Annotated in this window: 27 protein-coding genes; 14 read left to right on the forward strand and 13 right to left on the reverse strand. The window is 68.9% G+C overall.

The genetic code is table 11. From position 1 onward, the window contains the following. Window positions 1-128 precede the first annotated feature (128 nt). A complete protein-coding gene (locus tag A5691_RS03035; RefSeq protein WP_067780584.1) occupies window positions 129-1,970 on the forward strand; it encodes a long-chain fatty acid--CoA ligase in 1,842 nt (613 codons plus the stop codon). 107 nt (window positions 1,971-2,077) lie between these two features. Here A5691_RS03035 and A5691_RS03040 read toward each other — a convergent pair whose 3' ends face one another. Then, entirely contained in the window at window positions 2,078-2,881 is an 804-nt protein-coding gene (locus A5691_RS03040) for an HPF/RaiA family ribosome-associated protein (RefSeq protein WP_068018748.1), read from the reverse strand. 12 nt (window positions 2,882-2,893) lie between these two features. Then, window positions 2,894-3,175: a DUF1876 domain-containing protein gene (locus A5691_RS03045; protein ID WP_067751671.1), complete on the reverse strand. Its 282-nt coding sequence runs from the start codon at window positions 3,173-3,175 to the stop codon at window positions 2,894-2,896. 216 nt (window positions 3,176-3,391) lie between these two features. Here A5691_RS03045 and A5691_RS03050 point away from each other — a divergent pair, with 216 nt between their 5' ends. After that, window positions 3,392-4,039, forward strand: coding sequence for a TetR/AcrR family transcriptional regulator (locus A5691_RS03050; RefSeq protein WP_067751668.1), 648 nt, complete (start codon window positions 3,392-3,394; stop codon window positions 4,037-4,039). Here A5691_RS03050 and A5691_RS03055 read toward each other — a convergent pair. The 5 genes from A5691_RS03055 to A5691_RS03075 are packed head-to-tail and all read right to left on the reverse strand — an operon-like array spanning window position 4,030 to window position 8,087. Further along, on the reverse strand, window positions 4,030-5,256 hold the full coding sequence (locus A5691_RS03055) for a lyase family protein (RefSeq protein ID WP_068019275.1): 1,227 nt from the start codon (window positions 5,254-5,256) through the stop codon (window positions 4,030-4,032). The genes A5691_RS03050 and A5691_RS03055 overlap by 10 nt on opposite strands. Continuing rightward, window positions 5,253-5,825: a protocatechuate 3,4-dioxygenase subunit alpha gene (pcaG, locus tag A5691_RS03060; RefSeq protein ID WP_068019272.1), complete on the reverse strand. Its 573-nt coding sequence runs from the start codon at window positions 5,823-5,825 to the stop codon at window positions 5,253-5,255. Before pcaG ends, A5691_RS03055 begins: the two co-directional genes overlap by 4 nt. Then, on the reverse strand, window positions 5,818-6,573 hold the full coding sequence (pcaH, locus tag A5691_RS03065; protein WP_067780578.1) for a protocatechuate 3,4-dioxygenase subunit beta: 756 nt from the start codon (window positions 6,571-6,573) through the stop codon (window positions 5,818-5,820). The genes pcaG and pcaH overlap by 8 nt, the downstream gene beginning before the upstream one ends. A 60-nt stretch (window positions 6,574-6,633) precedes the next feature. Continuing rightward, on the reverse strand, window positions 6,634-7,119 hold the full coding sequence (locus A5691_RS03070; protein WP_066950130.1) for a hemerythrin domain-containing protein: 486 nt from the start codon (window positions 7,117-7,119) through the stop codon (window positions 6,634-6,636). Then, window positions 7,116-8,087, reverse strand: a complete 972-nt coding sequence (locus A5691_RS03075; protein WP_067751656.1) for a Rieske 2Fe-2S domain-containing protein — start codon at window positions 8,085-8,087, stop codon at window positions 7,116-7,118. Before A5691_RS03075 ends, A5691_RS03070 begins: the two co-directional genes overlap by 4 nt. 365 nt (window positions 8,088-8,452) lie before the next feature. Between A5691_RS03075 and A5691_RS03080 the strand changes: the two genes are divergently transcribed. Genes A5691_RS03080 through A5691_RS03110 form a run of 7 tightly spaced genes read left to right on the forward strand, consistent with a single transcriptional unit; the run spans window position 8,453 to window position 13,919 of the window. After that, window positions 8,453-9,751 (forward strand): Rieske 2Fe-2S domain-containing protein, encoded by a 1,299-nt coding sequence (locus A5691_RS03080; protein ID WP_068019277.1) that lies wholly within the window; start codon window positions 8,453-8,455, stop codon window positions 9,749-9,751. Then, complete coding sequence (locus A5691_RS03085; RefSeq protein WP_067751652.1) at window positions 9,748-10,287, forward strand: 3-phenylpropionate/cinnamic acid dioxygenase subunit beta; 540 nt, start codon at window positions 9,748-9,750, stop codon at window positions 10,285-10,287. The genes A5691_RS03080 and A5691_RS03085 overlap by 4 nt, the downstream gene beginning before the upstream one ends. Next, entirely contained in the window at window positions 10,284-10,562 is a 279-nt protein-coding gene (locus A5691_RS03090) for a dihydrodiol dehydrogenase (protein ID WP_067751649.1), read from the forward strand. The genes A5691_RS03085 and A5691_RS03090 overlap by 4 nt, the downstream gene beginning before the upstream one ends. Next, on the forward strand, window positions 10,546-11,340 hold the full coding sequence (gene hcaB / locus A5691_RS03095; RefSeq protein WP_067779281.1) for a 3-(cis-5,6-dihydroxycyclohexa-1,3-dien-1-yl)propanoate dehydrogenase: 795 nt from the start codon (window positions 10,546-10,548) through the stop codon (window positions 11,338-11,340). The genes A5691_RS03090 and hcaB overlap by 17 nt, the downstream gene beginning before the upstream one ends. Further along, window positions 11,337-12,059, forward strand: coding sequence for a class II aldolase/adducin family protein (locus tag A5691_RS03100; protein ID WP_082950105.1), 723 nt, complete (start codon window positions 11,337-11,339; stop codon window positions 12,057-12,059). Before hcaB ends, A5691_RS03100 begins: the two co-directional genes overlap by 4 nt. Before the next feature lie 47 nt (window positions 12,060-12,106). Then, the gene (gene macS, locus A5691_RS03105; protein ID WP_068014916.1) at window positions 12,107-13,267 is read left to right on the forward strand and encodes a MacS family sensor histidine kinase; all 1,161 of its coding nucleotides are present in this window, start codon (window positions 12,107-12,109) and stop codon (window positions 13,265-13,267) included. After that, entirely contained in the window at window positions 13,257-13,919 is a 663-nt protein-coding gene (locus tag A5691_RS03110; protein WP_068014920.1) for a response regulator transcription factor, read from the forward strand. The genes macS and A5691_RS03110 overlap by 11 nt, the downstream gene beginning before the upstream one ends. 48 nt (window positions 13,920-13,967) lie before the next feature. Here A5691_RS03110 and A5691_RS03115 read toward each other — a convergent pair whose 3' ends face one another. Further along, window positions 13,968-15,284: an acyltransferase gene (locus tag A5691_RS03115; RefSeq protein ID WP_068014923.1), complete on the reverse strand. Its 1,317-nt coding sequence runs from the start codon at window positions 15,282-15,284 to the stop codon at window positions 13,968-13,970. 158 nt (window positions 15,285-15,442) lie between these two features. Next, window positions 15,443-15,736 carry a YiaA/YiaB family inner membrane protein gene (locus tag A5691_RS03120; RefSeq protein WP_067751635.1) on the reverse strand — a complete coding sequence of 98 codons (294 nt, stop codon included), beginning with the start codon at window positions 15,734-15,736 and terminating at the stop codon, window positions 15,443-15,445. A gap of 224 nt (window positions 15,737-15,960) precedes the next feature. On the opposite strand from A5691_RS03120, the gene A5691_RS03125 reads away from it, so the two are divergent. Beyond that, entirely contained in the window at window positions 15,961-16,734 is a 774-nt protein-coding gene (locus A5691_RS03125; protein ID WP_082950112.1) for a polysaccharide deacetylase family protein, read from the forward strand. Window positions 16,735-16,746: 12 nt separating this feature from the next. Here A5691_RS03125 and A5691_RS03130 read toward each other — a convergent pair whose 3' ends face one another. Further along, the gene (locus A5691_RS03130) at window positions 16,747-17,550 is read right to left on the reverse strand and encodes an IclR family transcriptional regulator (RefSeq protein ID WP_067751629.1); all 804 of its coding nucleotides are present in this window, start codon (window positions 17,548-17,550) and stop codon (window positions 16,747-16,749) included. Between the two features lie 30 nt (window positions 17,551-17,580). Next, window positions 17,581-18,672 (reverse strand): permease, encoded by a 1,092-nt coding sequence (locus tag A5691_RS03135; RefSeq protein ID WP_067751626.1) that lies wholly within the window; start codon window positions 18,670-18,672, stop codon window positions 17,581-17,583. A gap of 76 nt (window positions 18,673-18,748) precedes the next feature. Here A5691_RS03135 and A5691_RS03140 point away from each other — a divergent pair, with 76 nt between their 5' ends. Together A5691_RS03140 and A5691_RS03145 are read left to right on the forward strand one after the other, a co-directional pair. Further along, complete coding sequence (locus tag A5691_RS03140) at window positions 18,749-19,588, forward strand: SGNH/GDSL hydrolase family protein (protein WP_369807403.1); 840 nt, start codon at window positions 18,749-18,751, stop codon at window positions 19,586-19,588. Window positions 19,589-19,624: 36 nt separating this feature from the next. Beyond that, window positions 19,625-20,281, forward strand: a complete 657-nt coding sequence (locus tag A5691_RS03145; RefSeq protein ID WP_067751620.1) for a DedA family protein — start codon at window positions 19,625-19,627, stop codon at window positions 20,279-20,281. 10 nt (window positions 20,282-20,291) lie between these two features. Here A5691_RS03145 and A5691_RS03150 read toward each other — a convergent pair whose 3' ends face one another. Beyond that, window positions 20,292-20,912 carry a TetR/AcrR family transcriptional regulator gene (locus A5691_RS03150; protein WP_067751617.1) on the reverse strand — a complete coding sequence of 207 codons (621 nt, stop codon included), beginning with the start codon at window positions 20,910-20,912 and terminating at the stop codon, window positions 20,292-20,294. A gap of 155 nt (window positions 20,913-21,067) precedes the next feature. On the opposite strand from A5691_RS03150, the gene A5691_RS03155 reads away from it, so the two are divergent. Beyond that, a complete protein-coding gene (locus A5691_RS03155; protein ID WP_067751614.1) occupies window positions 21,068-21,505 on the forward strand; it encodes an anti-sigma factor antagonist in 438 nt (145 codons plus the stop codon). A 39-nt stretch (window positions 21,506-21,544) separates the two neighbouring features. Beyond that, the gene (locus A5691_RS03160; protein ID WP_068014926.1) at window positions 21,545-22,627 is read left to right on the forward strand and encodes a glutamate--cysteine ligase; all 1,083 of its coding nucleotides are present in this window, start codon (window positions 21,545-21,547) and stop codon (window positions 22,625-22,627) included. 120 nt (window positions 22,628-22,747) lie between these two features. Here the strand turns inward: A5691_RS03160 and A5691_RS03165 are convergent, their stop codons facing one another. Further along, on the reverse strand, window positions 22,748-23,533 hold the full coding sequence (locus A5691_RS03165) for a sulfite exporter TauE/SafE family protein (protein WP_082950108.1): 786 nt from the start codon (window positions 23,531-23,533) through the stop codon (window positions 22,748-22,750). Window positions 23,534-23,577: the final 44 nt, after the last annotated feature.

The raw sequence follows: 23,577 nt of genomic DNA on the forward strand, positions 1-23,577 counted from the left end.
GGCGGGGACGTTTGCCGCCCCCCACGTGACTTTCGTCACTACCGCATAGCCGCCACGCTCCGCAGGATCGACGTTATACCGGTGCACCACGTCATCGGTATCCGTTCCGGCAGCAATGGATTCGCGCTATGAATGCACCACTGGCCTCGATGGAGAGGCCCGACTTCCGCAAGATCGAGAACCGCGCACCGTCGGTGGCACAGATGTTTGTCAACCGCGTCGCGGCGACCCCCGACGCGGAGGCCTTCCGCTATCCGCAGGACCACACCTGGGCCAGCGTGACCTGGCAGCAGGTCGGCGAACGGGTCAACAACCTGGCCGCCGGGCTGATCGCGTTGGGAATCGCACCGGAGGACCGGGTCGCGCTCGCCTCCGCGACGCGCTACGAGTGGGTCCTCGCCGACTTCGCGATCATGTGTGCGGGCGCCGCGACCACCACCGTCTACCCCACGACGAACGCCACAGATGTCGCCTACATCGTCGCCAATTCCGGGAGCCGGGTGGTGGTCGCCGAGAACCAGAGCCAGCTCGACAAGCTGATCGAGCATCGGGCCGAACTGCCCGACGTCCGCAAGGTCGTCATGATCGACGGCAACGGCGACGGCGACTGGGTGATCTCCCTCGCCGACCTCGACCTGTTGGGCAAGCAACTGCTCGCGGACACGCCCGATGCCGTCAACGACAGGATCGCGGCCGTCGGTCCCGACCACCTGGCGAGCCTCATCTACACCTCCGGCACCACAGGTCGGCCCAAGGGCGTGCGACTGACGCACGGGGCATGGACGTACACCGCCGCGGCCATCGATTCGCTGGGCATCCTCGGCCCCGACGACCTGAACTTCCTGTGGCTGCCGCTGGCGCACGCGTTCGGCAAGGTGATGCTGGCGCTGCCCTTGCAGATCGGCTTCCCCACCGCCATCGACGGCCGCGTGGAGCGGATCATCGACAATCTCGCGGCCCTGCGACCGACCATCATGGGCGCGGCTCCGCGCATCTTCGAGAAGGCGCATGCCCGCATTCAGGACATGGCCGCCGAACGCGGCAGGCTCAGGAAGATCATCTTCGATTGGGCGATCGGGGTCGGCAAGAAGGTGTCGGAGGCGCGACAGTCCGGGAGGAAGCCTTCGCTGGCGTCGTCACTGGCCTACAGGCTCGCCGACCGGCTGGTGTTCACCACCATCCGCGAACGGTTCGGTGGGCGCTTGCGGTTCTTCGTTTCCGCGGCCGCCGCGCTGGACCGCGACGTCGCGCAGTGGTTCGACGCCGTCGGCATCATCGTGCTGGAGGGCTACGGGCTGACCGAGACCGCTGCCGCGTCATTCATCAACCGCCCCAACGCGTATCGGTTCGGGACGGTCGGCTGGCCGTTCCCCGCCACCGATGTGAAGATCGCCGACGACGGCGAGATCCTGCTCAGGGGTCCGGGTCTGATGACCGCCTACCACGACCTGCCGGACGCCACCGCCGAGGCGCTCGACGGGGACGGGTGGTTCCACACCGGCGACATCGGCGAATTGGATGACGACGGATTCCTGCGGATCACCGACCGCAAGAAGGACATGTTCAAGACCTCGCAAGGCAAATACGTCGCGCCGTCCGCGATCGACGCGCGCTTCAAGGGCTGCTGCCCGTACGTGAGCGAGATCGTGGTCTACGGCGAGGGCAAGCCGTACTGTGTCGCGCTGGTCAGTCTCGACAGCGAGGCGATCACCGACTGGGCCAACAAGAACGGCCTGGCGGGCAAGTCTTTCGCCGACATCGCGCGCGACGACAAGACGCAGCAGCTGATCGCCGGTTACATCGACGCGTTGAACACCGAACTCAATCGCTGGGAACAGATCAAGAAGTTCACGATCGCCGATCGCGAATTCACCGTCGAGTCCGGCGATCTGACGCCGAGCATGAAGCTGAAGCGCAAAGTGGTCATCGACAAATTCGCCGACCGTCTGCAGGCTCTCTACGAATCCTGACGCCCCAATACCGGCCTGTTCGCCTTGCGGTAGAGCGAAGTTTGGGGCGGCGGTCCCGGACGGGGGGATGCCGGGACCGCCGCGGATTCAGTTGGTCTCTTGGTGTTTCACGTCGCCGGTGTGATGAGCCCGTAGTGTCCGTCGTAGCGGTGATACAGCACGTTGCCACGGTCGCGGGCGGTGTCAACGAAGAACAGGAACGGCAGGCCGAGCAACCCCATCCGCTCGATGGCCTGATCGATATCCAGGCGCGGGGCCGGCTGGGGGCTGATGGTCAGCGGCAACCGGAACGGCGCCAAATCGTCCGCGGTCACCGGATTGATCTGTGCCAGGCGGTATTCGGCCGGACCCTCGCGGTATAGCACGCTGTCCTGCCGCGTGGCCTTCTCCGTGAACAGGTGGAAGTCGTAGTCGAGCTGCTCCATCTCCAGCGCGGCCTCCTCCACCGTGCAGGCGGGCAGGCTGTAGGACTTGTGCCGCATGATTCGGCGTTCGCTGTCCGGCCGCGGGAAGTACTTCGGTCGGTGCGTCGGCTCGGTCTCGTGCCGCCATTCGTGCGAGCCGCCCCGTGGCATGCCACCGCGCTTGGCTTCCCAGTGTTCGGCGGCGCGCTCGAGCTGGCGGCGCAGCCGCGCCTCGAGTCGGTCGATCGCTTCCCGCGCGGTGACGCCTTCGACCTGCGCGCGCACCGGCCGGCCGTTGACATCGAGGTTGGCCTGGGCGATCACCCGGCGGGCCACCGCGGGGTCACCGTGCTCGCTCAACTTGACGTGGGCGTACAGCACCGGTTCGTGGGTCAGGTGGCCGAGCTCGCCGATCTTCGTCCGCGCGTACTCGTCGGCCCCGGGCAGCTGACCGCGCGTCGTCACCTGGACGTCGAGGGCAGCCGGGAGATCGGGTCGTTGTCTCATGGTGTCTCCCGGTCAGTGATGCAGGCCCGTGACGGGCTCGTGCGTGCTGGCTTGGATGTCGGTCGATGTCGCGGCGAACAGCTGGTTCGCCAGGTCGGAGAGCGCGCGGGCGATCGCGAGCTCGTCGCCGATCGTGGCCACGGGCTCGTCGGCCGGGTCGAGTCGCGCCAGGCCGACGCCGACCAACGTCTTGCCTTGCCAGGACAGTCGCGCCTTGGCCCGGGTCTTCTCGTCGCGCTCTTCGACCAGCACGTCGATGCGGCACGCCTTGGTGGCGTCGTCGTTCTTCGTCATCACCCGATGCGACCATTGCGCGCCGGGGCGGCAGTAGGGGCGGAAGTCCCGAATCGCGGGGCAGTTCGTCGGCCCGGCCTTGGGCCCCCCACGGCGATGAAAGGGCCAGCAAATGCGCGGACGCCCGCGAAGAAAACGTCGAACTTAATCGACATTATTGCTGGGCTTAATCAACAGTTTCGTTCGCGTATATCGGGGTGCCCAACAGTAGCGGGCGTGTCCAACCTCCCGACACAGACCAAGTACCTGCATGCCTCGCGGGGCCGCCGGTCGTCGCCGCACTCAGGTGACGACCGCGAACAGGCGATACTGGCCACCGCGGAGCGGCTGCTGCAGGAACGTCCGCTCGCCGATTTCTCCGTGGACGACCTAGCAAAAGGCGCCGGGATTTCGCGTCCCACCTTCTACTTCTATTTCCGATCGAAGAACGCGGTGTTGCTGTCGCTGCTGGACCAGATGAACGGAAAGGCGCAGGCGGCCCTCCGGTCGCTCGGGGGAATCTCGTCCGGTGATCCCGCGGAGCTGTGGCGGGCGCGCATCGAGGCGTTCTTCGAGGTATCGGGCTCTCACCCGGCGGTCGCCGTGGCGGGCGCCTCGGCGAAGGCCACCAACCCCGAGGTCCGGCAGTTGTGGTCCACGCTCATGCAGAGGTGGATCTCGCTGACCACGGCCGCCATCAAGGCCGAGCGCGGCCGGGGCGCCGCCCCCGACACCGTCCCGGCCGAGCAGCTCTCGCTCGCCCTCAACATGTTGAGTGAGCGGGTGATGGCCGCGACGTTCACCGCCGAGGACGAGGCGATGCCCGAGGACCGGGCGGTCGACACGCTGCTGCACATCTGGCTGGCCAGCATCTATCAGCGCTGACCGAGCGCCCGCCGGGCCCGGTCCAGGCTCTCGTCGATCAGCCGGTCCACTGCGCCGAAATAAGCGGGCGACGGTGGTTTCCCCGCCAGTTCGGCGATCGCCTCTTGCTCCCCGAAAACGTCTGCGTGGTCGAGGTTTTCGGACATCCGGTCGGCGTGCACGGTCAGTCCGGCCAGCAACTCGCCGCATTGGGAGCCGGCGGCGACGGCCCGCCGGGCCAACGTGCGCAGCGTGTCCCATTCGGCGTGCCAGGCGCCGTCGGGTCGCTCGTCGTTGGCCAGCGCCGCCGCGGTGTGCAGGGTCGACGCCAACGGCGGTGCGGACAGGGCGGTCCGTCGGATCAGGATGGACAGCACGGGATTTCGCTTGTGCGGCATCGACGAGGAGCCCCCGCGGTTCTCGCCGCCGGATTCGGTCAGTTCGCCGATTTCTGGGCGGGCCAGGGTGACGACGTCCGAGGCGATCCGCCCCCAGGAGTCGGTGCAGCCGACGAAGGCATCGGCGGCCGCGGTGACCGGCGCCCGCGCCGTGTGCCACGGCATTCGGATGGCCAATCCCAAAGCCGTTGCGGTGCTGCGCGCCAGGCTTGCGGACACCGCGGCGGGGTCGGCGGAGTCGGTAAGCAGCGCTGCCAGCTCGGTGCTGGCGGCCAATGTGCCTGCGGCCCCGCCGATCTGGATGGGGATGACCAGTGCGGACAGCGCCTCGAAGGCATCGACGACGCCGTTCAGCCAGCCGGCCGCCTTCGCCCCGAACGTCGTGGGCGCCGCGTGCTGGGTCAGGGTGCGCGCGACCATGGGCGTCAAGCGGTGCAGGGTGGCGAGTTCGGACAGCGTCGAGACCTGACCTCTGAGCTGTGCGGCGAGCTCCCCCACGGCCTCGCGCACGCCGAGCATCAGGGCGGTGTCCAGGACGTCCTGGCTGGTGAGACCGCGATGGATCCACGGCGCGACTTTCGGCGCGGCACGCTGCCGCAGCAGGCCGACGAGCCCGATGACGGGGTTGCCGCCGTCCTCGGCGGCAACCGCCACGGATTCGCAATCGTTGGCGGTCAACAGCATTGGCAGGTCCGCCCCCGCGCACTCGGGCGGGGCCAGGCGTTCGGCGACGAGGGCGTCCAGCCAGGCGGCTTCCACCGCGGCCATCGATTCCAGCAGGGCCCGATCCGTCATGTGGTCTCGGGCGCGGTGGTCGCCGGGCCACAACAGGTTGGTCATCGCCCACCGTCTCGGTACGCCAGGAAGACGGTCTCGAGCGGACCCTGCAGGTGGATGTCGAAACGGTAATCCCGGCAATCGCTTTCGGGGACGCACAGCAGGGTGGCGCGACGATCGGCACCCAGACCCGCCAGCAGCGGGTCGGCGCCGAGGTCGCCGTCGGGCAGGTAGGCGCGGGTGAACAATCGGTCCAGCAGTCCGCGCGCGAACACGGTGAGGGCGAAGAACGGCGGCCGCCCGGGGGCGGTGGGACCGGGCGCCACCGTGGTGAAGGCATACCGGCCGCCGGCGTCGGTCGCGCACCGGCCCCAGCCCGTGAACGCGCCGTGGTCGTCTTGCCGGCGGCGCAGCGAACCGGCCTGCCGCGGGACGCGCCCGGCGCCGTCGGGCTGCCACAGCTCGACCAGGGCGTCGGGCACGCCGTCGCCTGCGCCGTCGTACACCGCGCCGTGCAGCCGGACCGCGTGCGCGTGCCGGTCGCCGACCAGCGCGCCGCCACCGGGATAGGGCAACCCGAGGCCCAGGAAGGGGCCCACCGTCTGCCCTGGGGTGCAAGCACATTCAGTCATGGCGGCCCTCGACGGGCGTGCGGCCGCCGCCCGTCAGCACGATGTCCCACCGATATCCGGTGGCATATTCCGGCTCGGTGAGGTCGTGGTCGTAGCGGGCGATCAGCCGTCGGCGCGCGGCGGGGTCGAGGACCGACTGGAAGATCGGGTCCAGGTCGAACAGCGGGTCGCCCGGGAAGTACATCTGGGTGACCAGGCGCTGGCCGAACGCGGTCCCGAACACCGAGAAGTGGATGTGTGCGGGGCGCCAGGCGTTGTGGTGATTGCGCCACGGATACGGGCCCGGCTTGACGGTCAGGAAGCGGTAGGAGCCGTCCGGGCCGGTCAGGCACCGGCCCGCGCCGGTGAAGTTGGGGTCGAGCGGGGCCGGATGCTGGTCGCGCTGATGACGGTAGCGGCCGCCGGCGTTGGCCTGCCAGATCTCGATCAGCTGGCCGGCCGCCGGTCTGCCGGACCCGTCGACCACACGCCCGGCCACGATGACGCGTTCGCCCAGGGGTTCGCCAGGATGCCCGGCCGTCAGGTCGGCGTCGACCGCGTCGACGTCCTGGTGGCCGAAGCATGGCGCCCATAGTTCGACCCCCTCGGGATCGACCGGCACCAGGGCTTGTTTGGGATGCCGCAGTGCGGTGCCGCGGTACGGCGGGTAGTCGAGGCGGGGCTGAGCTTCCGGCCCGCGGTATTCGGCTGCGATGGCGGCGATCTCGGCCGTAATGTCACCCTGAGACGCGAGACACTCGGGCTTCATGAGCCGTGACGCTACTCTCCATGGCCCCGCACACCGCGGAAATCGGCGGCGGCGCCGGAGTTAGAGTGAGCGCACCAGCGCCGCCCGCCCCTTGGTGCGCATCTTGTAGAGCGCGGACCCGCGGTATTGCTCCATTTTCGCCGCCATCTTGTTGCCCAACTCCTCGAGCTCGGCGTCGGTGATCTTGACCTCGGGAGGTGCCGGAATCATGTCGCGCTCCTCCTCGTCGGCGTGGGCCTCAAGCACCGTCTTGAAAGAGTTCCATTCGTCCTCGTAGCCCGGCGCGCTCTGCGGCGTTCTCAGCAGCACCGAGAGCTGGTCGACCACTTGACGGTGCTCGGCGTGGGCGACGGCGATCAGCTTGGTGGCGTCCTTGAGGGCCGGGTAGTACAGGTCGTCCTCGATGCGGAAGTGGATGTCGAGCTCGATCAGCATGTCGTCGAAAAGGGCATGCCGCTCTTCGCTGTTCACCGGGGCCTCGCTGACCTTGCGGCCGAGGCCCTTGATGACGATGTGGTGTTCTTTCAGCACGTCGTAGGCGTTCACTGCGGTCTCCCTTCTCCGCTTCCCACCGCGGCACCGAGCCCGGGCCCGGGTTCGCCGCGAACTTCGACCATTCCGTTGACCAACCTCGCCTCATAGCACGGCAGCGGGGCCGCCGCCGGTCCACGCAGAACGTCGCCCGATTCGGCCGCGAACCATGAACCGTGCCAAGGACATACGAGCCGGCCACGGTCGATCCAGCCGTCGGCCATGGGGGCCGCCAGGTGCGGACACAACTCGCCGAACGCCGCAACCTCCCCGGGCCTGGTCTGGCACACCACCAGGCCCACCCCGTCGACCTCGACCCGCACCGGTTTTCCGTTCAGCGAGCTCGCCGGCAGCACCGGCGTCCATTCCGCTTTGCGCAGCCGCGCGCCCGACTGGTCGATCCCGATGCCGGACTCGAACACCAGCGCCCCGCCGAGGTAGCTGCCGGCGACGGTGATGCCGTAACCCAATGCGGTGAGGGCGATCCCGCGGCCGTGCCGACCCCGCCGGCGATCCCACCACGACCGCGCATACAGCCCGGTGGCCACCAAGTTCACCACGCCGTGCACGGCACCGACCCGGCGATCGGATTCGTGGGTGTGCTGCCAATCGGTGACACCGGTGACGGCCGACCCGATGCTGGCCAGGATCCCCAACCCGAGCGCGCGGGACGCGAACCTCGACGCGTCGCGGACTTCCGTGGCGGGCCGGCCCGGAAGCAGGCTCAGGGCGTCCAGCGCGACGGTGGTACCCAGCGCGCCGCTCGTCAGCGACGCCAGCGGCGGGTGAACCGGGTGGCCGAGCCATACCCCGTGGAGCGCATTGGTGACGCTGTCGCGGGCGCCGCCCAGGCCGTTGAAGGCGAAGCTCAGCAGGTGTTCGAACCGATAGCTCGGGCGATCCAGCCACTCTTGACGCCCGATGGCCGCCACCACGCGCGATCCGAGTTTCTGCAATCGACCGTCCAGTGACCGATCAGCCATTGCACCAGCCCTTCCTCAGATGCGTCGCCAAATTAAGGTAACGCACGCAAAATCCAACCGTTTACCCGTTGATTACCGCACGCTCACATGCGCGGTGGAGCTGACGTGACCACCGTAGCCCGGGCGCCCGGCGACGTGATTGTTCGCCGCCTGTGAGTTACCAGAAAGCATTCTGGTAAACGCCTGGCCGCGGATCGCGCCCGCTAATCGGGCGATTGACCGACGGCGGGTCGATGCGGGATTCTTGAGAGCGGAACATTTCTCTGTCTATCAGATAATCGAAGCGTCGGCCGGGGGTTACCGTGACAGTCCATCGCGACGCCTGCGCCGGCCTCGAGACCGTGTTCGCCGGCGTCCGCGAGGGGATGATTCCGGCCCACATCTACAACGACGCCGATCTGTTCGCGCTGGAGAAGGAGCGGCTGTTTTCACGGGCGTGGACGTTCGTGGCGCACGAGTCCGAGATCCCGCAGGACGGCGACTACGTGGTGCGCCGGGTCCTCGACGATTCCTTCATCATCACCCGCGACTCCTCCGGCGATGTGCGCGCCCTATTCAATATGTGCCTGCATCGCGGCATGCAGGTGTGTCGCGCGGAGATGGGCAACGCCTCCAACTTCCGCTGCCCGTACCACGGCTGGACCTACCGCAACGACGGCAAGCTCACCGGTCTGCCGTTCCACCGGGAGGCGTACGGCGGCGAGGACGGGTTCGCCCGAAGCTCCCAGACCCTGCTCCCCGCACCGAACTTCGCGAGTTACAACGGCCTGCTGTTCATCAACTTGGACCCAGGGGCCGAACCGCTCGAGGACTTCCTCGGCGACTTCAAGTTCTATCTGGACTTCTACACCAAGCAGAGCGCCGGCGGCGTGGAAGTGCGGGGGCCGCAGCGCTGGCGCATCAAGGCGAACTGGAAGATCGGCGCCGAGAATTTCGCCGGCGACATGTACCACACGCCGCACACCCACGCCTCGATCGTGGACATCGGCCTGTTCCGCGAGCCGAAAGCGCAGAAGCGCAAGGACGGCGCGACCTACTGGGCGCACCGGGGCGGCGGCACCACCTACAAACTTCCGCCGGGCGGCTTCGAGGAGCGGATGCGCTACGTCGGCTATCCCGACGACATGATCGGCCGAATCAAAGGCGTGTGGACGCCGCGACAACAGCGACTGGTCGGCGAGGACGGGTTCATGATCTCGGCCGCCACCTGTTTCCCGAACCTGAGCTTCGTGCACAACTGGCCCAAGGTGCGCGACGGCCACGACGACGAAACGCTGCCGTTCATTTCGATCCGGCTGTGGCAGCCGGTCAGCGAGCACGAAACCGAGGTGTGTTCGTGGTTCGCGGTGGACTCGGCGGCTCCCCCTCAGTACAAACAGGATTCGTACAAGGCCTATCTGATGTGCTTCGGTTCGACCGGCATGTTCGAGCAGGACGACGTGGAAAATTGGGTGTCGCTGACCACCACGGCCGGCGGTTCGATGGCCCGTCGGCTGTTGCTGAACAGCCGGATGGGCCTTTTGTCCGACGGCAGCCCCGTCGTCGAACCGCTGGCCGCCGACGCGTTCCACGGGCCGGGCCGCGCGCAGGTCGGCTACAACGAATACAACCAGCGCGCGCTGCTCAACATGTGGGCCGACTACCTGCAGGGAAACGGCTCGTGAGAAAGCCATTGCCGTTCAACGATGTTCGGCACTTGCAGGCGCACCAGTTCCTGGTGGAGGAGGCCTACCTGCTGGACGCCCAGCAGTACGAGGCGTGGCTCGAGACGCTGACCGACGACGTCCGCTACGTGATGCCCGTGCGGGTGACCACCGCGCGCGGCGCGGGGTTCGACGCAGCACCGGCACGGGGGCCCGGCATGGCGCATTTCGACGAGGACAAATACTCGCTGAGTCAGCGGGTCGCGCGGATGGGCACCGAGCATGCCTGGGCCGAGGATCCGCCGTCGCGGCTACGTCATTTCATCACCAACGTGCGCACGTTCGAGGCCGACGACCCGGCGCATCTGGTGGTCGAATCGGCCGAGCTGCTGTTCCGCAGCCGGGGCGACGTGAACGAAAGCGCCTTGTTGTCGTGCGGCCGCCAGGACCTGCTGCGCTGGTGCGGCGGTCCCGAAAGGACACTGAAGCTGGCCCGGCGCAATATCATCGCCGACGAGTCGGTGTTACGGATGCAGAATCTGGCGGTGTTCCTGTGAATGACGAACTGCAGCGGCTGCTGGACGGGGCGGTCGGCGAACCCCTTGTCGTGGCAAACGAATTCACCGAGGTGGTGGTGCGCCGGGTCGACACCCGAAACGGCTCGCGGTTGCTGATCAGCGCGCCGCGGTCCGGGCAATGGATCACCCTGGACGCCCTCGAGGTCGAGGCCCTGACTTGGCAGAACGGCCGCACCCTGGCCGCGATGGTGGGCAATTCCCACGCGCCGCTGCTGCCCGATGAGGCCGGGGAGGGCGATGACCGGCTGGCTTGAGGGTAAGCGCGCCCTGGTCGTCGGCGCCGGATCGGGCATCGGCCGGGCGGTGATCGACGCATTTCTCGCCGAGGGCGCGAAAGTTGCCGCGCTGGAACGTGATCAGCGCAAGTGCGCGGCCCTGAGCCGGCAGTTGCCCGGCGTTCCGGTCGTCGAGGGCGACGCGATCACTCGCGACGCCAACGAACGAGCGGTCGACGCCGCCGTGGACGCCTTCGGCGGGCTGGACACGCTGGTCAACTGCGTCGGAATCTTCGACTTTTACCGGGGCATCGCCGACATCGACGCCGATGCCCTTCCCGACGCGTTCGACGAGACGTTCCACACCAACGTGCTGAGCCACCTGCAGTCCGTCAAGGCCGCCCTCCCCCGGTTGCGGGCCGGGGCGGGACCCTCGATCGTCCTGACCGAGTCCGCGTCGTCGTTCTACCCCGGGCGCGGCGGTGCCCTGTACGTGTCGTCGAAGTTCGCCGTCCGCGGCTTGGTGGCCGCCCTGGCTCATGAGCTGGCGCCGCGGATCCGGGTCAACGGGGTGGCGCCGGGCGGCACGCTCGGCACCGATCTGCGCGGGCTCGCCAGCCTGGGACTGGACGGCGTCCGCCTCGACGACACCCCGGACCGGGCGCAGGAGTTGGCCGCGCGCACGCCGCTGAACGTCGCCCTGTCCGGCGAGGACCACGCGTGGAGCTTCGTGTTCCTGGCCTCCGACCGCGCCCGCGGCATCACCGGCGAAACCGTCCGCCCCGACGGCGGATTCGGGCTGGGCGCACCGCATTGACCCCCCTCGACGAGCAACGCGCGCTGGTGGCACAGGGCTGCCGGGTGGCCGCCGCCCGCGGCCTGGTCGACGGCATCCTCGGCCACCTGAGCCTGCGAGTGGACGACGAGCGGCTGCTCATCCGCTGTCGAAGCGACGCCGACACCGGGGTGGCGTTCACCCGGCCCAGCGACATTCGGCTGATCACCTTCGACGGCGGCGCCGGCGCCGAAGGTGAACTCGGCGGCTATCGCGTGCCCAACGAGCTGCCGATCCACGTGGAGACCATGCTGGCCGATCCGGGGCACCGCGCCGTCGCGCATCTGCACCCACCCGCAGTCGTCGCCGCCGACCTGGCCGGCATCGCGATCCGCCCGATCTACGGGGCATTCGACATTCCCGGCGCGTGGCTCGCGCGCGGCGGCGTGCCCGTCTACGAGCGCGCCGTGCTGATCCGCACCCCGGCGCTGGGCAAGGAGATGGTGGCCGCCATGCGCGGCCGGCCGGTCGTGATCTGCCGCGGGCACGGGATCACCAGCGCCGCCGCCACGGTGCAGGAGGCGGTGCTGCAGGCGATCAGCCTCGACGCGCTGGCCCGAATGTCGTTGCGGGTGAGAGCCACCGGCGGCGCCCTGCGCGATATCGACGACGCGGACTGGGACGACCTGCCGGACCTGGGGTCGTCTTTCACCGCGGAGGCCGCCTGGCGTCATGAAGTGGCTCGATTACCGGCCTGCTGAGGTTAACGACGCGCCGATCTTCCCGACCGTCATCGGGCCCCACATTTATGCTGGCCACGATGGCGAAAAACAGCCTTGATCCCACCACGCCGTTGTGGCGTGCGGCGCAGGTGTTCCGGCTGCTGAGCTGCGTCTACGCGACCGGGTTCCAAATCGCCATCAACCCGGATCTGCGCCGCCCCGCGCTGGGCTGGGTGCTGTTCGCGGTGCTCATCGGCTGGAGCGCGGCCTGCGCGGTGGCTTACCTGCGCGGCTTGGGCCGCCGACCGGCATGGGTGCTCGCCGAGATCGTGATCGTCGTGCTGCTCATGTCGTCGAATCCCCTCGTGACCGACCCACACTGGGCGGCTGACAATCAGACCTGGCCGACGACGCTGTGGGCCAGCAACCCCACCATCTCGGCGGCCATCCAGTTCGGCCCCGCCGGCGGCATGCTCACGGGCCTGGTGGTGATGGCCACCAATTTCACGGTCAAGAACTATTTCGCCCTCAACCTGGGGCATAACGCGACCGCCATCATCGAGCTTGCGATCGGCATGGCGATCGGCATGGCCGCCCAAACCGCGCGCCGCGCCCACGATGAGCTTCAACGGGCGGCCCGGTTGACGGCCGCGGTGCAAGAACGGGAACGCCTGTCCCGCCAGGTCCATGACGGAGCCATCCAGGTGCTGGCGCTGGTGGCCAAGAGGGGCCACGAAATCGGTGGCGCCACAGCAGAACTCGCCGACCTGGCCAGCGAGCAGGAACGCGCGCTGCGGCGATGGCTGGCCAGCACGGACGCCGACCACGACGCCGACGGGGCCACCGTCGACCTGCGCACCCTGCTGCGGTGCAGGGAATCCGACCGAGTGTCCCTCAGCCTGCCCCCGGCACCGGTGCCCCTGGGCCGCCGGGTGGGCACCGAGCTCGACGCCGCGGTGGGCAACGCTTTGGACAACGTGGGCGCGCACGCCGGACCCGGCGCCCACGCCTTCGTGCTCGTCGAAGACCTCGGCGATTCCGTCCTCGTGAGCATCCGCGACGACGGCGTCGGAATCGCCGCCGGCCGGCTCGAGGAGGCGGTCAGGCAGGGCCGCCTGGGCATCTCCCAGTCGATCGTCGGGCGGCTGGCTTCGCTGGGCGGCAGCGCCCACCTGCGCAGCGAACCCGGCGAAGGCGCCGAGTGGGAATTGTGCGTGCCACGCGGAGAGGCGTTCCATGACCGATGAGACCCCCACGACGGTGATGGTCGTTGACGACCATCCCATCTGGCGCGACGCGGTCGCCCGCGACCTGGCCGACGACGGGTTCACCGTGGTCGCCACCGCCGACAGCGTCGCCGCGGCGCGGCGCCGCGCGGCCGTGGTCAAGCCCGACGTGGTGGTGATGGATATGCAACTGCCCGACGGCGACGGGACGCAGGCGACCGCGGCAGTGCTCGCGGTCTCCCCCTCGTCTCGGGTACTGGTGCTCTCGGCGTCCGACGAGCGCGACGACGTGTTGGAAGCCGTCAAAGCCGGCGCGATCGGCTATCTGGTCAAGAGCGCATCCAAATCCGAACTGGCGCAAGCCGTGACGGCCACGGCCGAGGGCCGCGCCGTGTTCACCCCGAGCCTGGCCGGGTTGGTGCTGGGCGAATACCGCCGCATGGCACAGAGCAAGGACGACGGTCCCGCCCGGCCGAGCCTCACCGAACGCGAAACCGAGGTGCTGCGCTACGTGGCAAAGGGCTTGTCCGCCAAACAGATCGCTCAGAAGCTGTCACTGAGCCACCGCACCGTGGAGAATCACGTGCAGGCGACCTTTCGCAAACTTCAGGTCGCCAATCGGGTGGAGTTGGCGCGCTACGCCATCGAGCACGGCCTCGACGAGGAGCCGTGACCCGCGGCGCAGCCGACCGACCGCGCCGCGGGTCGTGGAATCATCGAGCTACCTGCGCGCCGCGGTGAGGCGCTTCGCCGGTGCGGTGGCCATGACGCGGGCGCCGACCAACGCGGTGACCATCACCGCCATGCACACCAGGCCGTCGTCCTTGAGTCCCCACCTGATGGCGGCCAGGATCGCCACGCCCGCAACACACAACAGGCTGCCGACGGCCGCTCCCCGACCGGGCCCCGTCACCGTCGGGGCGCCGTCCCAGCCCGGCAGCGGGTTGTTCTCCAGCGGGCGCAACGCGACGAAAAGCACGGCCATGGCGCCGATCACGATGAGCAGTTGCGCGAGGCTGACGGCGAGGAAGTCCCGCGCGCCCGGGTACCGGGGGCAGCCGAGGTAGTCGAAGACCAGGTGCGCGCCCAGCAGCACGGGCATGTGCCACAAGTACAGGGTCATGGCCCCGGAGTTACCGATCGCCGTCCACCACCACACCCGAGGCCGCCAGGCCCAGCGCGCGATCGCCGGCGCGGCGGCGATCGCCAACGCGCTCAGGACGATTGCGTGGCCGGCCAGCAGCAGCGAGGGCGGGCTGGTGTTGGACAGGCGGTGATCACCGGTGCCGACCATGCTGATCTGATACGGACCCCAGGCCACCAGTGCGACGTCGACGGCGAACGCGGTCGCCGCGACGGCCAGTGCGGCACGCCCGGTGAGCAGCCGGCGACGGTAGGCGATGCCGAACATGGCGGGGATGAGCCAGACGGCCAGGTTGAGGTAACCCAGGGGCATCATGGCCGGCCAGTGCAGCCTGATGGCGTCGATCACCGCGATGGTCCCATAGACGCAGGCCACAGCGGCGGCGAGACGCCCCGCGGTGGTGATGCGGTACAGCACCGGCATGGCGGCCAGCACCAGCACGTAGGCCCCCAAGAACCACAGCAGCTGCGTGCTGACACCGGCCACCGGCTCGTAAATGTGTTGCGGCAGAGCTCGATACAGCACCGTCAGCACCACAACCCAAAACGCCAGGTAGTAGAACACCGGCCGGAACAGTCTGGTGCAGCGTTTCATCAGCCAGTCACCCCAGTTCGTGCCGGCGGACCACGACGACAGGCAGGCCGCGGCGCCGGCGAAGAAGAACAGCGGCATGATCTGCAGGAGCCAGGTCGCAGCCTGGAACACCGCCGAGGTGGTCAGCAGGTTGTCCCAGATCAACACGTGGTTTTTGATGATGCTGATGGCCATCACGGTGTGGCCGAGCACCACACCGATCAGCGACGTGATGCGGATGACGTCCAGGACGCGGTCGCGGTCGGCGGGAGTGGCCGCCGCCACCTCGGCGACGCCGGGGAATCTCGTGAGAGTTGCCATGGGATGTTATCGGACCTTTCGGGAAAGCTGTTGCGGGATAACGTGATTAGGCGATACGACTTAGGTGAAGTGCTGTCTCGGATGCCATGGACCAAGCATTGCCGGTCGGGCGGGCCCGCGCCCGCGCAGTTCTACGCGTCGGGCCTGAGTAGTACTACTCAGTTCGCGGCGGCGTTGAGCGGGTCGTAGTCGGCCAGCAGTCTCTCGATGCGCGCTTCGTCAAGGCGCACCCGCACCGTCGCGGCCTCCTGCTGGTCGCGAATCACCTTGGCCAGGGTGAACGCGCTCGACACCAAGAACAGGAAGGTGATGCCGAGGAAGCCTCGCTGCCACGCGTCGAGCGGAAGCAGGTAGATCCCGCCCAGCGCGGTCACGAAGCTGATCGCGAACGCGGCGGCGGCCTGAACGAAAAACGCGGCGGTGGTCTTGGACATGCTGTTGGGAACGGTCATGCCAAACAGCCTGCGGCAGAGCGCTGCCCGCCGGATCCGTAAGACTACTCAAGTTTGTGGTTGCCGGTTGACTGAGCTTGCGTCACAGGTTCGTATCGGTCGGCGGACACTCGCCTTACCTGGCCGGACCCAACTACCTGTGCACCTAGTCTGTCCCGCGAGCTGACCCGAATTTCGCGGTGCCCGAAAGGCGCCGACGGCCGAGGAGTATGGACGTGGCCGAACTGGACCGGCGCCGGTTCCTGGCCGCGCTGGCCGCGACGGTGGCCGTCGCCGCCGGCGGGCCTGACGAGTGCGTGGCGCTGGGTGATGTTGCCGGACCCGCGCCGTTGTCGCCCCCGCCGGACCCTCGATCGCGCGTCGCGCTACCCGGTGGCGGTGTGCTGAACAGGCTTCCGGGCAACGGCAACCTCCTGGCCTGGACGGTCGACGACGGCGCCGACACCGACGTGGTGCGGCTGTACACGCAATTCGCCCGGGACACCGGGGTGCGGCTCACGTATTTCGTTACCGGCGCCTACCACTCGTGGACCGACAACGCGGGCCTGCTTCGACCCCTGGTCGACTCCGGGCAGATCCAGCTGGCCAATCACACGTGGACACATCCCGACCTGACTCGGCTCTCGAAGGCCCAAATCGCCGACGAACTCGCTCGCACCGACGCGTTCCTGCGGAACACGTACGGCGTTGACGCCACCCCGTACTTCCGGCCCCCGTACGGCCATCACGACGCCGCGGTCGCCGCCGTGGCCGCCGGGCTGGGCTATGAGGTGACCACCTTGTGGTCCGGCGACTTACGGGATTCCGCGCTGGTTTCCGAGGACCAGATCGTCCGGATGGCCTACCAGTCGTTCCTCCCGCAGAACATCGTGATCGGCCACCTCAACCATCCACCGGCCACCCATGTGTACGGGCAGCTCGTCGATATCATCCGAGCCCGCGGGCTGCGCACGGTGACGCTCGACGATGTGTTCCTGCGACCGGGGCACCGGCGGTAACCGGAGGCGGACTCAGCCGAGCTGGTCGCCAATCTCCTTGGCCGCCTTGACAAGTGCGGCGGCGACCGTGGCATAGCGGGCGGCGTCGAGCCGGTTCTGGGGTGCGGCGGCATTGAGCGCCAGCCGCAGGCCCGGCGCCCGGGTGGGTATCGGCACCGCGACCGAAGCGACGCCTTCCTCGCTCTCCTCCCGGTTGATGGCGTAGCCGCGCTCGCGGATGGCGGCGAGCTCGGCCTCCAGTTCGGTCCGGCTGCCGATCGACGACGAGGTGATGCGCTGCAACCGTTCTCGCGGCAGCAGCTGACGCAACTCCGCCTCGGGCAGCTGCGCCAGCATGACCTTGCCCGTCGAGGTGCAATGCGCCGGCATGCTGCGGCCCAGCCGGGACGCCACCCGGACCGCGGCCGGGCCCTCGACAGCGGCGACGAACCGGACGTTGGCCCCGTCCAACATCCCGACGTGAATCGTCTCGCGCAGCTGTTCGCCGAGGCTGCGCATGACCGGGGTGGCCGCTCGCTGGATGTCGATGCGGCCGAAGATGGCGAACGCGACGCCGGTCAGCGACGGGCCGGGCAGGTAGGCCCTGGACACCGGGTCCTGCCGGACGAACCCGCGATAGGCCAGCATCGCCAGCAACCGATGCGCGGTGGACGACGCCACGCCCAGGTAGCGGGTGGCTTCGCTCAACCGGATCTGGGGTTGCTCGCCCAGCAGCAGAAGCAGCTTGAGCGCGTTGTCGACCGACTCGATCGGATACTGCGGCGCAAGCGAATCGGCGGCCGGGGCTTCGGCGGCCCGCTCGCCCTTTCTCGCCATGACAGTGAAGGTACTCGCGCCGGTTGCGAGTCACAGCAAGCTGAGCACCACAGCGCCGAGGATTCCCGCAGCGACAACGATGCCGGTCGCGGTCGCGGTGGCCTTCCACCCGAAGCTGCGGGCGACCATCGCCGCGCCCGGAACGCTCACCGCCGGCAGGGTGATCAGCAGCGCACCGATCGTCCCCGACGACGCGCCCAGCAGGGCCAGCCCTTGCAGGATCGGGATCTCCCCCGCCGTCGGGATGACCATGAGCGTGCCGGCGATCGCGACGACCACGACGAGCAGCAGGCCCAGCAGCAGCCCGCGGTGCGCCGGTTGCCCCAACGTGAGCAGGAGACCGCGGAACGCCCCGACCACGAGCACCAGGACCGCGTACTCGGGCAGCAAAAACAGCACCAACCACAGCAGCGCCCGCACGAACAGGCGCGGCCTGCCCCCGCTCTCGTCGTCGGCCGAAGGCGCGGCCGCGCGCGCCGGCGCCGGGACTCCGCCGTCCGGCCGGGACAGCAATCCCACCGCGGCCCCGACCCCGAGCACCGTCGCGATGCCGACGACCACGCGCGTCAGGCTCCATTGCCAGGGAGCGACGAAGAGCAGGAAAACGAGCACCGCCGGGTTGAGCAGCGGGTTCCCCAGCCAGTAGGCGATGGCCGCCGCCGGTGTGACGCCGTTGCGCCGCAGGGTGACGGCGACCGGGGCGGCGCAACACGTGCACATCATCGACGGCATGCCGGCGACCCCGCCGGCCAGCGCACTGGACAGCGGAGCGCGACGGTTCAGCACGCGCGGCAGCCACGGGCGCGGGAGCAACGCCTGCACCGAGGCGCTGATCAGCAGCGCGGCCACCAACGCCGGCCAGATCGACGCCACGTAGGCGTGGAAGAAGGTCGCCGCGGCGTGCCAGGCCGGTCGATCGCCGGGGTGGACGCCGCCCACCGTGAGAACGCTCGATCCCGACCAGTGGTGGGTGCGACGGGCCGTGGCGGCCTTACCGGCGTAAGGCAGCCACTTCGCCCACAGCAGCCCCGCCACGAACAGGGCCACGGCGACGAGAACACCGATCGCGACGTTTCCCCGCCGACCCGCGTGAATTGCATTGCCCTTCAAAGGCATCGCCATGCCCACCGACGCTAGTCGACGGGCGGTGACCCGCGTCGGGCGCGTGGGTGGCCGCGCTTCCCGCACCGGGGATGCGATGGCTATTATTCTCGGCTTCGTGTACGGGGCTATGCCTTGCGGATATCGCCGTTACGTCGCCATCGGGGACAGCCAGACCGAGGGTTTATGGGACGGCGACGACGTCGTGGGTCTCCTCGGCTTTGCCGACCGGCTCGCCGCCATGGTGGATGCGCACTACCCCGGCCTGCATTACGCCAACCTGGCGATCCGCGGCAAGCGGATCGCCGACGTCTTGGACGAGCAGGTTCCGCAGGCCCTGGCGATGCAGCCGGACCTGATCACGGTGTGCGCCGGGATGAACGACGTCATCCAGCCGGGCCGGTCGTTCGGCCCGGCCCTGGCCGACCTCGAACACGTCTACGCCGCGCTGGCCGGGTCCGGGGCCACGGTGGTGACGACGACCTTCCCGAACGTCGCGCAATTCCTCCCACTCGGACGGCTGGTGTCGGGCCGTCTCGCCCGCATCAACGCGGCGATCACGGCGGCCGCCGACCGCTACGGGTTCGGGCTCGTCGACCTGTACAACGCGCCGTCGATGCGCGAGCTGGACACCTGGGCCATCGACCGGGTGCACGCCTCCAGCAAAGGACACATGCTGTTCGCCGCGGCGGCCGCCGAGGCACTGAATCTGCCTGGCAGCAACCATGATTGGGCCCACGCAACTCCCGACGCCCGGCGCCGCTCGCGCACCACCGGCGCGTACGAGCAGCTGCGCTGGACGCAGGACAGCTTCTTCCCGTGGATCTGGCGCCGGCTGCGCGGCCTGTCGTCGGCCGACGGTCGGGAGCCCAAGCGCCCACAGCTGGAGAGCCTCGGCACGCCGAGCAGGCCGGCCGACGCGAACCGGAGGGTTTAGGGCGCGTATCGCCGGACGGTCAGGCATCCTGGACGCATGGACGTCGAGGCTTTGCTGCACGCGATCCCACCGCTCGCGATCTACCTGGTGGTCGGCGGTGTGGTCGGGCTCGAAAGCCTGGGCATCCCCCTTCCCGGCGAGATCATCCTGGTCAGCGCGGCCCTGATGTCCTCGCACGACGACCTGCCCGTCAACCCGATCGGCGTGGGCGTCGCCGCGGTGATCGGCGCCGTGGTCGGCGACTCGATCGGTTACACGATCGGACGCAAATTCGGCATGCCGCTCTTCGACCGCCTGGGCCGGCGGTTCCCCAAACATTTCGGTCCCGGACACGTCGCGTTGGCCGAAAAGTTGTTCAACCGCTGGGGAGTTCGGGCGGTTTTCTTCGGCCGCTTCATCGCGCTCTTGCGGATTTTCGCCGGGCCACTCGCCGGGGCGCTGAAGATGCACTACCCGCGCTTCCTGGCGGCCAACGTCTCGGGCGCCATCTGCTGGGCCGGCGGCACCACCGCGGTGGTGTACTTCGCCGGGATGGCCGCCGAGCGCTGGCTGGAGCGGTTCTCCTGGATCGCACTCGTCATCGCTATCGTCTGCGGCTTGATCGCCGCCTTCGCGCTGCGGGAACGCACCTCGCGGGCCATCGCGGAACTCGAGGAAGAGCACTACCGCAAGGCCGAGAACACCGCGGCCTGACCCCAGCGGCTCAGCTGGCCGCCTCGCCGAGATCCCCGGGCACCACCGGCCGGTGCTCTTCGATCAGACCGACCGCCATCCGGCGGGCGCGCAGAGCCGCGTCGGTGTCGCCGACGGCCGCCAACACGATGGCGCCCTTCATCAGGATGTGCCAGGACGAGGCGAAGTCCTCGACGTCGATCAGCCCCGCCGCGACGGCGCGCTGGCGCACGATGTCGCGGACGTGGTCGATGTGGACGATGCAGGCCTGCCCGGCCGGGGAGTCGGGACCGAGCTCCAGCAGCACGTTGATGAACGAGCAGCCCTCGTAGCCGTCGCGCAGCTGGATCCAGTCGTGCATGACGTCGAAGATCGCGAGCAACTGCTCCTCGGGCGTGTCGGCGCGCTGGCGGGACTGCTCCTCGATCAGGCCGTGGGTCCACACCTCCTCGCGCCGCTGCAGCACGGCCAGCACGAGGTCGTTTTTGGTGGCGAAATGGCGGTACAGCGTGGCCTTGGCGACGCCGGCCCTCTCGATCACCTCCTCCGTGCCGACAGCACGGATTCCACGGCGGCTGAACAGGTCATATGCGGCGGTCAAGATGCGTTGACGAGCCGACGCGGGAGGCGTTCCGACATCGGAAGTTGTCATAACAACGCACAACATACTCTTAGCCAGGACATGTAGACAGACCGACCTGTCTTGTTATAGAAATGAGATTCGCACTCCGCGAATAGTCTGTCTTCAGACGGCAGGACGGGCATCCATCGCAGCGTCGCGAGACGCGAGTCGATTAGGAGGCCACGATGAGCTCGGCCATTGCAGAACCTATGACAACTACCCACCTCATGCTGAGCACCAAGCTGGTCTATGAGTTGGGCGATCCGAACAGCACGCTGCGCGCGACAGCCGATCGCAGCGGACCGGCGGTGCTGATCTACGCGGGCGGGGAGGTCGACGCCTGCAATGAGCACACCTGGCGCCAGCTGATCAGCGAGGTCGCCGGCATCGTCGCCGCGCCGGGGCCCTTGGTCATTGACGTCACGGGGCTCGAATTCATGGGCTGCTGCGCCTTCGCGGTGCTGGCCGACGAGGCGAAGCGCTGCAAGAACCGCGGCGTCGAGCTGCGCCTGGTCAGCCGCGAGCCGATCGTCGCCCGCATCGTCGACGCGTGCGGTCTGTCCGCGTTGCTGCCCATCTATCCGACCGCTGACTCCGCGCTGGCGTCCGCGGCCCGTTGGTGACGGGGCAGCGCCGCCACTGATCGGCCCGCCCCCGACGGGATGAGCGTCCCTCCCACCTTCGGAGCGGAAGAGGAATTTCTCCTCGTCGACCCGCGAACGGGCGAACCGGCTCCGCGAAACGGCGATGTGGCCGCCGCGGCCCAACGCCGGGGCGTCGAGTTGCAGCTGGAACTGAGCAGCTGCCAGGTGGAGACCACCTCCAGTGTCGTGGCGACCAGCTCGGAACTCGGCGAGGAACTGTCCCGGTTGCGGCGCACGGCCGCCGAGGCGGCCGAGTCGGTGGGGCTGCGGCTGCTCGCGGCCGGGCTTCCGCCCGCCACGCCCCACGAGTTTCCCGTCACCGACACCCCGCGTTATCGGCGGATCGGCGCCGAGTACGGGATGGTCGCCCACGAGCAAGGCATCTGCGGCTGCCATGTGCACGTGCAGGTTCCCGATCGTGCAGCCGCCATTCACGTCAGTAACTGGCTGCGGCCGTGGCTGCCGTCATTGCTTGCGCTGTCGGCGAATTCGGCGATCTACCGCAGCGCCGACAGCGGCTACGCCAGCTGGCGCAGCGTACTGTGGCGACGCTGGCCGGTGGCCGGGCCCCCGCCCTTCTTCCCCTCCCCCGACGACTACGACCGCACGGTGCGGATGCTGATCGACAGCGAGGTCATCCTGGACCGCAAGATGGTCTATTGGGACGTGCGCCCGTCGGAGAATTTCCCGACGATCGAGGTGCGGGTCGCCGACGTGCCGGCGACGGTTGCCGAGACGGTGTTGCTCGCGACGCTGGTCCGGGCCGCGGTGATGACGGCACTCGAGGACGACCAGCCCGGGCGGCTTCCCCCGGCGGCCCTGCGCGCGGCCTACTGGAAGGCCGCCCACGACGGCCTCGCCGGACGCACGCTCGACCTGGTCCACGGCCGCGGAGCCGTGTCCGCGCGCGATCAGTTGGGCGCCCTCGTGCAACGCGTGCGGCCGGCGCTGGAATCGCTCGGCGAATATGACCGCGTCACGGGCGAACTCGACCGCGTCGCAGCCCAGGGCAACGGGGCGATGCGCCAGCGGCGGGCGTGGCGCAAGCGCGGCGAGGTGAGGGACGTCATCGACGAGGTGGCCGCCGCCACGCTGGACTGAACCGGTTGCCGCGCCTCTGTTCACTTGCGCGTGCGCCCAGGGCGGCGACACGCCGGGCGGGCCCTCCCTGGGCGCACACTCAAAGCCGTGAACGCACAGCCGATGCGGCCCGCGCCTCGGTCACGCCACGGCGACCAGTCGGTACAGCCCGATCAGGCCGACCACCACGATCGTCGCCCGCAGCGCGTTGCCCGACAGCCGCCGCCCGTACCGCGCCCCGATCAGTCCGCCGACCAGTGAGCCCGCCGCGATCAGCCCGGCGGCCGGCCAGCTGATCCGGTCGAACGCCACCCACGTATAGGCCACGGCGGCAACCACATTCACCACCAGCGTGAGCAGGTTCTTGGCGGCGTTCATGCGCTGCACCGACTCCGGCAGCAGCGCGCCCATCACCCCGACCAGCAGGATGCCCTGGGCGGCGGTGAAATAGCCGCCGTAGACGCCGACGGCGAACGTGCCGAGCACCAGGACCGCCATGCGGCCGGGGGTGATGTGTTCGGGTGAGCGGCCGGCTACCTCGGCGCGCCGGCCGGTCCACGCCTGGATCCGTGGGCCCACGACCACCAGCACCAAAGCCAGCACCAGCAGCACCGGCACCACCTCGGCGAAGACTTTCTCCGGCAGGTGCAGCAACAGGAAGGCGCCCACCACCGCGCCGGCCAACGAGGCGGGCAGCTGCCAGCGCAGGCGATTCCATTGACCGCGCAACTCGGCGCGGTAGCCCCAGGTGCCCGACACGCTGCCGGCGACCAGGCCGATGGCGTTCGACATGGTGGCGGTGACCGGCGGGAAGCCGAGGGCGACCAAAGTCGGGAACGTGATCAAGGTGCCGGACCCGACGAGCGCGTTGATGGCGCCCGCGCCGAGCCCGGCCAAACAGATCAAGAGCATGTGGGAAGGCGACACTGAAGAAAAACCTTAGCCTGCCGCCGGTTTCGGCCCGCGGGCGA

The organism is Mycobacterium sp. E183 (assembly GCF_001667735.1).
Taxonomy (GTDB): Bacteria; Actinomycetota; Actinomycetes; order Mycobacteriales; family Mycobacteriaceae; genus Mycobacterium.

Coding starts and splice junctions, on each gene's coding strand:
- A5691_RS03035 (WP_067780584.1), top strand. CDS start 129: ATGAATGCACCACTGGCCTCGATGGAGAGGCCCGACTTCCGCAAGATC.
- A5691_RS03040 (WP_068018748.1), bottom strand. CDS start 2,881: ATGAGACAACGACCCGATCTCCCGGCTGCCCTCGACGTCCAGGTGACG.
- A5691_RS03045 (WP_067751671.1), bottom strand. CDS start 3,175: ATGACGAAGAACGACGACGCCACCAAGGCGTGCCGCATCGACGTGCTG.
- A5691_RS03055 (WP_068019275.1), bottom strand. CDS start 5,256: ATGACCAACCTGTTGTGGCCCGGCGACCACCGCGCCCGAGACCACATG.
- pcaG (WP_068019272.1), bottom strand. CDS start 5,825: ATGACTGAATGTGCTTGCACCCCAGGGCAGACGGTGGGCCCCTTCCTG.
- pcaH (WP_067780578.1), bottom strand. CDS start 6,573: ATGAAGCCCGAGTGTCTCGCGTCTCAGGGTGACATTACGGCCGAGATC.
- A5691_RS03075 (WP_067751656.1), bottom strand. CDS start 8,087: ATGGCTGATCGGTCACTGGACGGTCGATTGCAGAAACTCGGATCGCGC.
- A5691_RS03080 (WP_068019277.1), top strand. CDS start 8,453: ATGATTCCGGCCCACATCTACAACGACGCCGATCTGTTCGCGCTGGAG.
- hcaB (WP_067779281.1), top strand. CDS start 10,546: ATGACCGGCTGGCTTGAGGGTAAGCGCGCCCTGGTCGTCGGCGCCGGA.
- macS (WP_068014916.1), top strand. CDS start 12,107: ATGCTGGCCACGATGGCGAAAAACAGCCTTGATCCCACCACGCCGTTG.
- A5691_RS03110 (WP_068014920.1), top strand. CDS start 13,257: ATGACCGATGAGACCCCCACGACGGTGATGGTCGTTGACGACCATCCC.
- A5691_RS03115 (WP_068014923.1), bottom strand. CDS start 15,284: ATGGCAACTCTCACGAGATTCCCCGGCGTCGCCGAGGTGGCGGCGGCC.
- A5691_RS03120 (WP_067751635.1), bottom strand. CDS start 15,736: ATGACCGTTCCCAACAGCATGTCCAAGACCACCGCCGCGTTTTTCGTT.
- A5691_RS03130 (WP_067751629.1), bottom strand. CDS start 17,550: ATGGCGAGAAAGGGCGAGCGGGCCGCCGAAGCCCCGGCCGCCGATTCG.
- A5691_RS03135 (WP_067751626.1), bottom strand. CDS start 18,672: ATGGCGATGCCTTTGAAGGGCAATGCAATTCACGCGGGTCGGCGGGGA.
- A5691_RS03140 (WP_369807403.1), top strand. CDS start 18,749: ATGGCTATTATTCTCGGCTTCGTGTACGGGGCTATGCCTTGCGGATAT.
- A5691_RS03145 (WP_067751620.1), top strand. CDS start 19,625: ATGGACGTCGAGGCTTTGCTGCACGCGATCCCACCGCTCGCGATCTAC.
- A5691_RS03150 (WP_067751617.1), bottom strand. CDS start 20,912: ATGACAACTTCCGATGTCGGAACGCCTCCCGCGTCGGCTCGTCAACGC.
- A5691_RS03155 (WP_067751614.1), top strand. CDS start 21,068: ATGAGCTCGGCCATTGCAGAACCTATGACAACTACCCACCTCATGCTG.
- A5691_RS03160 (WP_068014926.1), top strand. CDS start 21,545: ATGAGCGTCCCTCCCACCTTCGGAGCGGAAGAGGAATTTCTCCTCGTC.